The organism is [Phormidium] sp. LEGE 05292 (assembly GCF_015207735.1).
Lineage (GTDB): Bacteria > Cyanobacteriota > Cyanobacteriia > Cyanobacteriales > Aerosakkonemataceae > Floridanema.
In genome coordinates, this window is record NZ_JADEWG010000003.1 from 135,211 (window position 1) to 148,993 (window position 13,783).

7 protein-coding genes are annotated in these 13,783 nt (G+C 37.5%); 2 read left to right on the forward strand and 5 right to left on the reverse strand.

From position 1 onward, the window contains the following. Both IQ264_RS02280 and IQ264_RS02285 read right to left on the reverse strand, forming a co-directional pair. A complete protein-coding gene (locus IQ264_RS02280; protein WP_193978174.1) occupies nt 1-3,027 on the reverse strand; it encodes a tetratricopeptide repeat protein in 3,027 nt (1,008 codons plus the stop codon). Between the two features lie 48 nt (nt 3,028-3,075). After that, a complete protein-coding gene (locus IQ264_RS02285; protein ID WP_193978176.1) occupies nt 3,076-3,966 on the reverse strand; it encodes an ABC transporter permease in 891 nt (296 codons plus the stop codon). A 127-nt stretch (nt 3,967-4,093) separates the two neighbouring features. Here IQ264_RS02285 and IQ264_RS02290 point away from each other — a divergent pair, with 127 nt between their 5' ends. Beyond that, nucleotides 4,094-4,258 carry a hypothetical protein gene (locus tag IQ264_RS02290; protein WP_193978178.1) on the forward strand — a complete coding sequence of 55 codons (165 nt, stop codon included), beginning with the start codon at nt 4,094-4,096 and terminating at the stop codon, nt 4,256-4,258. On the opposite strand, the gene IQ264_RS02295 is transcribed toward IQ264_RS02290, so the two are convergent. Both IQ264_RS02295 and IQ264_RS32605 read right to left on the reverse strand, forming a co-directional pair. Then, nucleotides 4,259-6,046: a tetratricopeptide repeat protein gene (locus IQ264_RS02295; protein WP_193978180.1), complete on the reverse strand. Its 1,788-nt coding sequence runs from the start codon at nt 6,044-6,046 to the stop codon at nt 4,259-4,261. A gap of 3 nt (nt 6,047-6,049) precedes the next feature. Beyond that, complete coding sequence (locus IQ264_RS32605) at nt 6,050-9,265, reverse strand: class I SAM-dependent methyltransferase (protein ID WP_228061222.1); 3,216 nt, start codon at nt 9,263-9,265, stop codon at nt 6,050-6,052. Nucleotides 9,266-9,425: 160 nt separating this feature from the next. On the opposite strand from IQ264_RS32605, the gene IQ264_RS02310 reads away from it, so the two are divergent. Beyond that, entirely contained in the window at nt 9,426-12,023 is a 2,598-nt protein-coding gene (locus IQ264_RS02310) for a tetratricopeptide repeat protein (protein ID WP_193978182.1), read from the forward strand. Nucleotides 12,024-12,340: 317 nt separating this feature from the next. On the opposite strand, the gene trxB is transcribed toward IQ264_RS02310, so the two are convergent. Next, complete coding sequence (gene trxB, locus IQ264_RS02315; RefSeq protein WP_193978184.1) at nt 12,341-13,711, reverse strand: thioredoxin-disulfide reductase; 1,371 nt, start codon at nt 13,709-13,711, stop codon at nt 12,341-12,343. Nucleotides 13,712-13,783: the final 72 nt, after the last annotated feature.

Here is a 13,783-nt window from a genome sequence, read left to right on the forward strand (position 1 = left end):
TTATTGTTGATTTTCCCACACCACGCGCTGATAAAATTCCTCAAGTGCTGCTACGCAAATTTTGTCTTCATAAACGCGAGAGTTACGAGCGATTACCTTTTGGACAATAGTTTTTCTCCATTCTGGATCTAAACCTAACCGAACCGCTATTTCAATATATTCTGATTCGTCTTTGGCAATTGTTTCTGTAACTCCTAGCATTTTCAATATCCCGTAGGAATGACGACCGCGCATGAATTCGCCAGGACAGGTAACGATCGGTAAATTGCAGGCGATCGCCTGTAAAGTAGTATTTGCCCCTGACCAACTCAAAGTATCAAGATAAACATCTGAAACTAAATTTAAGCACATATAATCGTTGCTATTCATTCTGGGCAATATAGTGCAATATTCCTCGCTATTCAAGTCCATGCTAGCGAACGCTTTTTTTAGTCTAAGCCCAAACTTTTCTGTAATTGCGCTACTTATGTGAGAGCTAATAAACATAAAACGAGCTTGGGGAACTCGGATAGCAATTGTCGGGAATATATAGTCATATTGCGGCAAGTATTTGTATGTAGATTGACTGGATAAATAGACGATATCATCATCACGTAGCTGGAATTCTGACCGATTTTTTCTAGGTTCGGGAAGTAATGGTTTACTATAGCAACAACTAATCTTTGGCAAACAAATTAATTCTTCTGAATAATGCTCTTGTCCATTTTCCGGTTCCATTAGTTCGGAGGAAAGAAAGTAATCGAGCGTCGGACTACCGGAAGTAATTGGATGCCCCCATGTGTTACATTGTATTGGTGCGAGTCGCAGTCCTGCTATTGGTGTCGTTTGTGGACTCATCCCAATATCTAGAAATACAAGTATGTGCAATTTGTCATCGATAATTTGTTGGCAAATTTTTGCTAAATCTTCGGGAATATTATAGAAAAATTGACTGTTAAGCCAGAATTGTTCAGTTATTTGATCGGATTTACGATTAGTATAATAAGAATAAATTTCAAATTTTTGGGAGTCGTGATTTTTCAGCCAGCCTAAAGCAAATACACCGCCTGAATGGTAATACATATAATCAGAAATATATCCCACCCGAATTTTTCCATCTTCTCCCAATGGTGGCATGGTTAAAGGTCTTACCCATTGGGGATATTTAGCAGCCATAATTTTATGGACAAATTCTCCATACTTAATTTGTAATTCTAGATCGTTTTTTCCTTGATATTGCAAGTAAAAGTTTGTCCGCATCCTTATACTGATCGCAGCGTTGTTTATAACTGACTGAGTATCTAATTTTGTTGACTGAATTAACTCTTCTAACTGATTGGTAAATCGGGAGCGATAATAATCAATTTCTTCTGTGGTTTCGTAAACTACTGGTAGCAAATGTTGTTTTTCTATATGCAAACTTAAATTGTTGGGAAACAACTGTGAGCCTTCGCTTGCCACTTTAATTGCGTCTTCTGTTCTGCCAAAATCTTGCAATGAAATTGCTAGCATCAAATAAAGATAACTTGAATGAGGATACTGTTTGATTCCCAATTGATATGTGTTTATTGCTGCTTCTATTTGATGCAAATTTTTATGGCATTCCGCCAAAATGTGATAGCTATTTATATCTCCTATCCGTTCTGATAATAATTTTTGATAATGCTCGATCGCTTCTGCATAATTTTCTTGTTTGTAAGCAGCATAACCGAAATATTTCGCTGCTTCTGCTGGCTCTTGTTTGGCTGCAAAAGCCAATCCTAAATTATAGGCTATATCCGCTTCATTAGGTTTTAATTGTAAAGCTTTTTGATAATATTCGATCGCTTCATCCAATTGATTTTTGATGCTCAAAAGATTGCCTAAATTAAGATAGCTGCCATAATGATCTGGGCTGACAGCGATCGCTTGACGATAAATAGATTCTGCTTGCGCCAATTCCCCTGCTGTCAAGCAAATATTTCCGATGTTATTATAAGCATCAACAAAATTTGGATCGCACGCGATCGCTTGTTCATAAGCGCGAATTGCTTCAGGTACGTTGCTCGATCGCTCCAGCATCAAACCCAAACTATAATGGTATTTAGCCGCTGAAGGATCGATTTGCAAAGCTTTCACAAGCATATCTATTCCATCTTGGAATTGCTCCTTTTTGTAATAAATCAGCCCCAAATTGTGCCACACATCCGCAGCTTTGCTATCCCACTGTAAAATTTCATTGTACTTTTGCTCTGCTTCTGCAAAACGTTCCATTCTTTGTAGCGATTCAGCTTCTTTTAAAATAATCTTTAACGCTTTGTTTTTCTTTTCTTCAAATTTACAGTTAAATTCGCGCATCGCTTTTATCAAGTTTTCGTTGCGATAATTTTCAGCAAAATCATCCCATTTATATACATTTTCTTGATTAATATCCCAAGTCAAAATATGAATGCCATTACCAAAATTAGGCAAATCTACCACTAATTGACACGCAGGATGAGCCGCTAAAAAATCCCAATTTGCTTGCTGCACTGCGCTCAATTTGCTATCGTCTATAATAATTAACCCTTGGTCTGCTAGAAAAGGTTTTACTAATAAAAGTGCTAATAGCTGAGATCTATAATCGGGCAGCCCATCATAAAAAAATACACCTATTTTTGCCTCTGGTAATATTTCTTTTAAATCGCAGAAAAATTCTTCAAAATATTGATCGCAAAAAAATATTTGTTGATCTAGCTTAAATTTGTCTAGCTTATCAAGCAGTTTTTCTTGATTTGTGCCATCTTCTTCCACTTCCGAAAAATTGTCCACCACATAAGCCATTTTCTCTGAGTTATCCAGCAGTGCGCCGATTAAATGTTCTACTGGAAAGCACCCTATTTGGCAGTATATTTCATCTGGTTCTATACAGTCCACAGCCAAGTTTAGCAACTGCATTATGTTAGCTGTAGTTGTTCCTTGAACTTGGTCTATGATAGCTTGAAACCGATCTGATTTGGGACGTACCGACTCATAACCCCAATTTTCATATAATCCTGGTAGTTCTTGGAGAAATCTTTGATAGTCCATTTTTAAAGCCCTAAAAATTCCTACATTATGCAATTGCTGCTCAAATTTCTAGTTTCTATTTCCTCTTTGCAATTTGGGATTGATAAATTCACTCAATCCTTCTCCTAACAAAGATAATCCTACTACCATCATAGTAAGAGCTAAACCAGGAAAAAGGGCTGTCCACCAAATACCAGTGGGTAATGCTTCTAAGGCTAATTTTAAATCATGTCCCCATTCTGGTACTTCGTCGGGAAGTCCTAATCCCAAAAATCCCAAACCTCCAAGTATGAGAATAGCATCGGCGGCATTGAGAGTAAATAACACCGGAACGTTTTGAATTACATTTAAAAATAAATAGCGAGAAATCACTGTCCAAGTGTCTGCACCCATTGCTTGCGCCGCTTCAATAAATAGTTCGTTTTTGACGCTAACTGTGTGGTTTCTGACAACTCGGTAATATTGAGGAATGTAGGATATACTAAGTGCGATCGCAGCATTTACAACTCCTTTCCCCACCACAAAAGCTAAAGTTACTGACAACAATAACCCAGGCAAAGTGTAAATGCTATCCATCAAAAATAGCAAAATTCTGTCTAATCTCCCCGCTAAATATCCACTCACTAAACCTAAAGGTACACCAATTGATAAACTTAATACTGTGGCGAGAATTACTACTTGCAATGCTGCTTGACTACCAAACAAAGTTCGAGAAAAAACATCGTAACCTTGGTTAGTAGTACCAAACCAATGTTGCCAAGAGGGAGGTTCATTAATCGGATTTTTTAATGATTGAGTGGGATCTTGTAACCATCCCCAAGCTTGCAATGTTGGGGCTAAAATAGCAACTAAGACGAAACATAAAGTAATGATAAACCCGATCGCCATTAGTTGCATCGAAAGACTAGCATTTCGGGGAAATCGTAAAAATTGGGGAAACTGGATTTTACTGGAAGTCATCTATATAGATAGAATCAAAACTATGATTAAAACAATTAAATCATTTTAATCTAAATTTTGAACATTTTTTCTTTTTTTTGCCTACTGGCTCGAACAATTCAACTTATTTCTCAAGGACATCAGAGATATGACTGGATTAAAACTCAATTTAGGTTGTGGTGAAAGACATTTCGATGGATATATTAATCAAGTAGATGTAGATTTACTACTTTCTGAAAGCATTTTTTATAACAACTTAATCGAACAGATAGAAATGGTACTGCAAGTTGTGAAAAAAGACTTTCAAGCTTAATTATTTTTGCGATTCTTTTTCTTTTAATAATTGTTGGAGAGCTTCTCGTACTCTTGCCATTACTTCTTGCCAATCACCCTGTTGATTTTGGCGGAACAAACGCATTGTTGGATACCAAGGGCTATCCTCTCGTTCTGTCATCCATCGCCAATCGGCATTATAACATAAAAGCACCCATACTGGCTTACCCAATGCTCCAGCTAAATGGGCGGCAGCGGTATCTACAGTTATTACTAAATCCAGTTGATTTATCACCGTTGCGGTATCAGCGAAATCCTTAATTTTACTGCTTAAATTTACTATATTGACCGGAGAAAGTTCATTTATTTCCGCCGATTTTGGCTCTTTTTGTAAGCTGTAAAAAGCTATATTTGGGATATTGAGGATTGGCATAAAGTATTTGAGAGATGAAGACCTTTTGCGATCGTCTAAATGTTTGGGATTTCCTGCCCATACTAATCCAACTTTCAATCTATTACCCACTGGTGTTTCTAATTTGACTTTAACCGATTCTAAAAGTGTTAAATAAGGAATTTTCGCTGGTATTGTTTCTATTGTTGTCCCCAAAACAAGAGGCAAACTTAGGAGAGGAATATAAACATCAAATTCTGGCAAAGTATCGTCTATAGCTACTACTTTTTTCACACCAGCAATATTTTTCATTAACTTTACCAATGGCAGGTGACATTCAAAAATTACCTGACATCCTAGATTTAACAATTCTGGCAGATAGCGGATAAATTGAATCATATCGCCCATACCTTGTTCCGCTTGCAGCAAAATAGTTTTACCTGCAATATTTGAACCATCCCAAATAGGTTTTGGCAAAATACGCGGGGGATTTTCCTTTCGTTTCCAACGCCATTCGTATTCAATAAATCCGCGTTTGTAGTCTCCCAATCTTAGCAGTATTAGCGCACGAGTCCAATGAGAATCTGCATAATTTGGATCGATTTCTATAGCTCGATCGCAGCATTGTAACGCTTTTTCGTATTGCCTTTGTTCTTGGTAAAATGCAGCTAGATTGCTGTAAGCTTCTACATTATTTGGTTCTAAATACAAACCTTTCTGAAAACAAGCAAGTGCTTCTTCTAATTTACCTTGTGCGTTAAAAAGACTACCCAAATTATTGTAAGTTAAAGCATCGTTAGGATCTAAAGTAAGCGATTGTTGGTACTGTGCGATCGCCTGTGCAGACTTTCCTTGTCTTTGCAACGCATTGCCCAAATTATTGAGAACAGCCGCCGAATTTGGTTCAATAGCGAGAGAGTTTTGATAGCAAGCGATCGCCTCTTCCAGCCTATCCAATTGATGAAATGCAGTACCCAAATGATAATAGGTGATAGCGTCGTTTGGCTGTAATTCAAGACCTTGTTGGTAGTAGGCGATCGCCTCTTCTTGTTTACCTTGATTTAATACCGCATTACCTAAATTATTGTAAGTTATAGCCCGATCGGGTACTTGTTCAATAATCTGCAAATAAATTCTTTCTGCTTGTTCGTATTTCCCGCGTTCTAAACGTTCAATTCCCTCGGTTTCTAACACTTTAATTAATTCCATAGTTTCCGCTTCCATTTCTGCGGAATTTCCTGCTATTATCGCTGATAACCAACAAGCTTGTGCCTCTTCTTCTCTTCCATCTAAAAGTAAAGTCAATCCTAACATCCAATAATTAAACATTACGCTAGGATCGGACTCAATACATTGTTCGTAAAGAGCGATCGCTTGTTCATAATCATCTTGCGCTAAAAATCTAGCCGCCTGTTGTGCCAAATCCACCATTTCCATAAATTAATTTTCTATCTCCCAAACTGGTAAATTTGCCATTTCTGCCTCTGTAATTGCTTGACTATTTTCACTGTTTATGGTTATTTTACTGTTAATTTGCTGACGCAGCGTTGACCATTCTGTTTTACTTAATTGCCCTAAAAAACTAATTTCTGGTTCCTGGGAAATATCTAAATCATCTTCGTATAAAATTTCCATTACTATTCCTGAAATAGCCATTTCTGCTGATTCTTTTTCGCGATCGCCAGTTACAATCAAGAGAGTTATCTGATCTCTTTCAGGATGAGTTAAAATCCCTCTCATTATAGTTTTTATTTCTGGTAACAATAACTCTTCCGGTTGACTCCAATCTGGGAATAAAATCAAATTTAAGTTTCGCAAATTTAGTTCTTCTTTGAAAGAAGGTTGACGCAAACGAGACAACATTTCTTCTGCTGCTAATAATCTGGAAATTAATTTTAAAGTAGCTTGTGCAGCTTTTTGGGCTAACATTACATCACCCATTTTTTCTGCTGTTTCTGCTAAAAACCAGAAACCACGCCAAGCATCATATTCAGCCTTATTTTCTTTGCGAAACCATACACCAGTATCGTCAATTTGCCTGAGAGCAAATGTCATACTCTTAGCGCGTTCAATTTCATGAATCGCTTTTCTACAACCTTCCCAAAAACCATAATCATCAATTTGAATAATTCCATCATCAACAACTCGATCAAACAAATTATTAAATATATCCATTGTTGATTGATACCAATCACCATCAGCGTGTAGCAAAGCAATGTTGTTTATTTCTGATTTATATTGAGGCAAAGTATCAGCAAATAACCCTTGCACTGGGATGACAATATCTCTCACATCTAGAGATTTACAAACTACATCTAAACCATCAAGTATGGAAGCTTTTAAAGTACCAGAACCTAAACCAGTATCATTTGCAGGTATGCCATCATGTTGATCCGCCTCAGTAGGATCGGGCATTCCCGCAAAGGTATCAAATACATATAATATGCGCGGACGTAAACTATAATGTTTGATGACAAAAGCTAACATTGCTGCTGTTCCACCTCGCCAAGTTCCGCACTCTACAAAATTCCCTGGAATATCATCTAAACAAATTTGTTTGGCTAAATTATAGAGAGAAAATAATCGAGCTTGACTCAGCATTGTATAAGAACGAACGGCTGCAATAAGTTTTAAGAATTCATCATTGCTACTATAACTACTTGGCAAATTACTTGATTCTGCTGCTATTAAATAATGTTTCAGACTAATTTTTAGATTTCCTTTTTGCCAATGAATTAAACTCAGGTATTTGTTACCCATCCAAGAAAGCGGATTTAGTTGAACTGCTTTAGTAAATTCTTGCAAGGCTTCGGCTAGATTTCCAGCAATAAAACCTGCTTTTCCTTTTTGCAAAAGTTCCACTACTTGTTTGGTATCAAATTCAGGGTAATTAAAATTAATATCTAGACTAATATTTCCTACTAAATTAATTGATTCAATTGTCGCTAAACTCTGATTGTATCTTTTCCCATTTTTGTCAATACCACTAACAGGATATTGCTGTAAATGTAATGGTAAATTCCATTGTATATTGGGGTCTGGTTGATGAATAAAAGGTTCAACGTTTCCTCGCCATGCTACTCCCATAATTTGCATAGTTTGGTAAATCATCGTGTTCCATCCCCTTTGTTTTAGATAATCTAAACCTTGGGTTACATCAGGGGAAGTTAAATCGTGAAACAAAATTATTGCGTCAGGTTCGGCAAATTGTTCGCAAACAATCGCATCTAACAAAGGTGCTGGAGCTTCATGATCTCCATCTATAAAAATTAACGACCATTTCGTCTGCAACTGATTAACTAATTCCTCTACCGCCAAAGGGCTAAAACCTTTGATTAATTTAACTGAATCAATGACTTTAGCAGCTGTCAGTGAGTTACTTACACTTTCATATATTTCAGAATTCATTAATATAGGATCTATTATATCTAACCTAACTCCTGCCAAAGCTAAATGACAGGCTGACCAACCCAACCAACAGCCAATTTCTAAAGCTTTTTTCCCTTGAAATTTCAGGGCTGTATTATAAAGTATATGCGCTTCATCACGACTTACAAATCCTACATTTGGATAGCGTCGATCTGCATACCAGTTATGAGGTATTTCTCCTCTCAAATAAGGCCAATTACAATTATCTCTATTCCCGATAATCATATTAGGAAAACAATCATCTGGACGGACTATTTCGCACCCTGGAGAAACGTAATCCCCAAGGGGTAAAGAGTTTGCTTGTTGATTCTCATTTGTCGTTTCTGTTTTTTTTATTGTGATTGCTTCACCTTTGCTGGACAATGAATTTTCACTATAGCGGAGGCTAACTTCAATTAAATCTTTATCTGTGGATAACAATTCTACGCGATCGTACTTTTCGTAAGTCAGATGTATAATTCCGATCGTTGTGTGGGGTAAATAAGGCTCTACCAAACAAGATTTTTCTTTATTCCATGCGGGTGCAGCCGAGTGACAAGTCCAGTTACACCAAGCAGGAAGTAATTCAGTTTGCTCAAATAATCCTCGATTATAAACAGCTAGATTAAGTGCAAATTGATCGGTCATCAAAGAGACAGATTGTTGCAATCCTTGTTGCAAACATTCTGCCCAAATTTCCCAATGAGGCGCATCTTTATGTAACGCAAAAACCCCAGCATTTAATAAAGGATAACTATACAATTTATTCGCAACTTCTTCGCCAAAAGCTTCTTGATATCTACGAAAAACCCATTGCCATCTTCCTTCGGGTAACTCACCATATTGAATATGACTACTCCGATCGATTTCGGGAACAATTGCTAATCCCTGTTTTTTCGCACCTTGAATGAATAAATCGATCGCTTGCCAATCTTGTACCCAAGCATCAGCATCAATCCAAAAATAAACTTCAAAATTAGGAAAGTAACGGCGCAAAAAAGGACGTGCTAATAGTCCCTTAAAATGTTCTGGTGCTTCATTTCTACCTGGAAAATCAAACTCCCAATTTGGGTGTTTAATTAAATTTACTTGCTTTTCTAACCATTGAACTTGTTCTGATGTGCATCCCAAATCAAAAAATCCAATGTTAACATTTTTCCCCTCTGGTTTCTGCCTAATCGACAGAATTGTTCCTTGAACTAGATCGAAGTATTTAGCATTCGCCGCAGTAATAATTAAGATATCCATCTGAATTTGCCTTTTGTCTAAAGCTTATGGTTAAATTTTCGGGCTTCGACTTAGCCAATTTGGGTAATTTAGTTTTATTATAACTGTCAGATATGTTTGCTTTTACTCAAGAATCTTTGAGTTTGCCAAATATATAAATTCATTAAGAATCTACTGAGTAATGGATATCACTAAAATCGCACAACAAGCGACTGAATACTTCAACCAAGGGGAGTACGATCGAGCGATCGCACTCTACGAGCAATGTATTCAGGCGAATCCAGCTTTAAGATACAATTATTGGTATCTCGGACTCGCTTGGTTGTTGCAAGGAGAAGAATCAGAAGCACAAGCAATTTGGCTATCAGTAATGACAGAAACGCCAGAAGAAATGGATAACTTGATAGCAGAATTACTAGAGATTTTGACAACAAAAGCTAAGGAATTTCTTGATTCGCGAAAACTACAATTAGCAGAAAAAATTTATGGGCAAATTATAGAAATAGATGCCACTCAAGCCGCAGCTTATTATAATTTGGGAAATGCTTTAGCGCAGCAGGGAAATTTTGAGCAAGCAATTGAATGTTGGCAACAATCAATTGAGCTTCAACCTGACTTAGTTGATGCTTACAAAAATCAGGGAAATGTATTGCAGAAGTTAGAAAATTTTCCTGATGCGATCGCCAATTATTTAAAAGTTTTAGAACTTCAACCAGATTATGACACTGCCTATAATTTAGGGTTATGTTTTTCTCAAATAGGTAGATTCGATGATGCGATCGCCTGTTTCCAAACAACTATTGAAATTAATCCAGATTATACCCCTGCCTACAGCGATTTAGGAAATCTTTTCTTACAACAAAACCAACTTGAACAAGCAATTTTCTTCTTCAGTCAAGCTATTCAGTTAAATCCAAATTTTGCTCAATCCTACTGTCATTGGCAAGATATTCTCAGCCAACAGGGAAAATCTAACGAAATTATTCATACTAATGCTTGCTTATTAAAAGCTTTATATCTGCCAGAAAATGGATTTAAAATTTATTTTTATTTGGGTAAATTATTAACCAAAACCAATAATTTACCCAGCGCAATTGCCCTTTTACAAAAAGCTGCTGAACTGCAAAAAGACTCTCCAGAAATTTACTGGCAAATGGGAAAAGCCTTCGCAAAAATGGGAGATTTAGAAACTGCGCTCGCTAATTATCAAAAAGCCATCAAGCTGGAACCAATCTGGGATAGCATTTACCTCGATCTTGGAATATCACTAGCTAAAAAAGGTGATTTATTGGCAGCGATAAAAGTTTACAACCAGGCTTTAGAAATCAACCCAAAAAACCACGAAACGTACTTTTATTTAGGTTGTACATTATCAAATATCGGTCAGTTGGATGAAGCGATCGTAAATTTCTACAAAACCCTAGAACTTCAGCCACAATGTAGCCAAGCTTACTGGAATTTAGGAAGTATTTTAGCTCAACAAAATCAGCCCGAAAAAGCACTTGCCTGTTGCCAAAAAGTCATGAAGATTAAGCCAGATATGGCTCAATCAATCTATGATTTAATGATAAATTTGTCTCAACAAGGTTGGCTGGATGAAAAAACTCAGCCTTTTCAACAATTGTTGCCAGTAGAAACACCCCTAAATTTTTATGAAACTACATTAAATTGGGCTATTAGTCAAAGGTTAGAAAATACTAATTATTGTCCTGTTTATCCCCAAGATGCAATTAATTTAATTCCCCCTCAGACACTAGATGAAAATATCCATTTCAGTTTTAGATTTGGTAATAAAATTCAATTACCAGGAAGCTTTGTAGCGATCGTACCAGATGGACGTTACTGGTTAAATCAAGCCCAAGATAAAAGTGCCGTCATCACCTCAGATAATCAGCTATTAGGAGATATTTCCCCCCAATTTCCGGTTTTAAGTCCCGGACATCCAGATAATCATCCTAGCAAACATTCTATTTTTTCCTTAAGTAAATTACCGCATCTGGAAAAGCTAAATGAAACCGTAGCAATTTTAGCCGGACTTTTAAATGACACATATTTTCATTGGATGTTTGATATTCTCCCCCGCATCGAATTACTGCATCGTGGTAACATAGAAATCACCAAAATAGAAAAATTTTTAGTTAGTAGCCATCTTCCTTTTCAGAAAGAAACCCTTAATTTATTAGGGATTCCCGAAACAAAAATACTTGAAACTCATAAATATCCTCATATTCAAGCTACAAAATTAGTAGTGCCATCATTTCCTAGTACTATAGCCTGGATGCCCAAATGGGTTTGTGATTTTCTCAGAACTCAATTTTTGCAACAACCAGTTATTGCCAAAACAGAAAAAATAGAACGCCTCTATATTAGTCGCAAAGACACTGCTAATCGCAGAATTATCAATGAAGATGAGATTATTGACCTATTAAAAAACTTTGGTTTTCAAAGTATAGTTTTAGAATCAATGCCTGTAGTGGAACAAGCAGCATTGTTAACTAATGCTAAAGTAGTAATAGCTCCTCACGGTGGCGGACTCACTAACATTGTCTTTTGTCATCCAGGAACAAAGGTAATAGAAATTTTTTCCCCTAATTACGTATATCCTTGTTATTGGCTAGTGAGCAATCTAATCAATCTTGATTATTACTACTTGCTAGGTGAAAATCCCGAAGGATTCTACATACATAAACTTCTCTATCCGAACGCTCGAATTGAAGATATATTCGTCAATCCTACAGAGTTACTGAACATTTTACATTTTGCTGGCTTAACAAGTTAAAAGTAAAAAAAATCCCTCTTTTGCCTTTTAATGTGACTCATATCATGTTCGACAAGATTACCCATAATGTAGAGACGTTATATATAACGTCTCTACAGGGTTTTGGATTAAGGATATTATCACCGATCGGTCAGACATGATATTACGCATAAAAACCCGGTTTCTGGTATTAGGATGTTGCGACTAATGTTAAATTGAATCAGAGAAACCGGGCTTTTGAATAACTAGCTACTTGCGTTATTATCAAAAAATGTTGAGCGCAGTTCCCAACTAAAAATTTCCAGTTTAGTTGGGGTAAGTTCTATTGTCCAGGGTTTTTAGAGATAACTTTCAATTAACTGACGATATTGACTCTTTGGTTTGACACCTTTAAGCTCTGTCAACAATTCCTTATTCTTAAAGAATTGAATCGTTGGTGTTCCTGTCACCCCGGCATTTTCCGCAATTTCTGGATCTTTCTCAATATCCACTTCAATGAAGTGAATTTTGCCCTCAAACTCATCTACTACTTTATTGAGTATTGGCTTCAGAGTATGACAAGGGCCACAATGAGGAGAAACGTACTTAACTACTAGCAAGCGATCGCTATCGTGGAACAACTTCCGCAACGCATAGCCACCCTCATGGCGAGTTTCTTCAATACTAAACTCAGCTGATAAAACATCTTTGCTTTCCTTCGCTTCCGCAGGAGTATCAGCCTTTTCCGCATCAGGTGTTTTGTGAAATTCCTGAATTAAACTATTAGCTGAAAGCCATCTTTCCGCCAACATTGCCGCCATACAACCAGTACCAGCAGCCGTAATCGCTTGGCGAAACTCGCGATCCTGCACATCACCCGCAGCAAAAACACCTTCCACACTAGTTTCTACCGAACCATGTTTAGTGGCAATATAACCCACATCATCAAGTTCTAATTGTCCCTTAAACAAAGAAGTATTGGGAGTGTGACCGATCGCATAAAACAAACCCTTCACCTCTAAAATACTTTCTTCCTCAGTTTGAGTGTTGCGGACTTTGATGCCAGTCATGCGATCGCCCTCACCCACCACATCCACAGGCTGAGTATTCCAATGTACCGTAATTTTTGGGTTACTCAAGGCCCGATCCTGCATCGTCTTAGACGCACGCATCTTCTCACTTCGCACCAACAAATGGACGCGAGAACCATACTTAGTTAAATAAACCGCCTCTTCCAACGCCGAATCACCAGCACCAACTACCGCCAACTGGGCCCCGTGAAAAATTGGAGTCGCGCCATCACAAATCGCACAAGCCGAAATTCCCCGACTCCAATACTGGTGTTCGCTAGGTAAACCCAACCGTCTCGCCGTCGCACCTGTAGCAATAATAATACTGTGTGCTTTAACCTGCCGTTCTTCAGAACGAACCACAAACGGATGTTGACTCAAATCCACAAAAGTCACATCTTCCGTGAATAACTCCGCACCCCAACGTTCCGCCTGCGCCTTCATCCGATCCATTAATTGTGGCCCAGTAATCCCTTCAGGAAAACCCGGAAAATTTTCCACCTCCGTCGTCGTCATCAGCTGTCCACCAGGCAACCCCCCAGCCTGAAAACCTTCAAATACAAACGGTTTTAAATTAGCCCGCGCCGCATAAATCGCCGCCGTATATCCCGCAGGCCCAGAACCAATAATTACCACATTTTCTACATTCGAGCTTGCCATAATTAATTAAACTCATAACGACTACGCTTAATATAGCATAGAAACACACTTGTTGTAATCTGAGAATAGAAA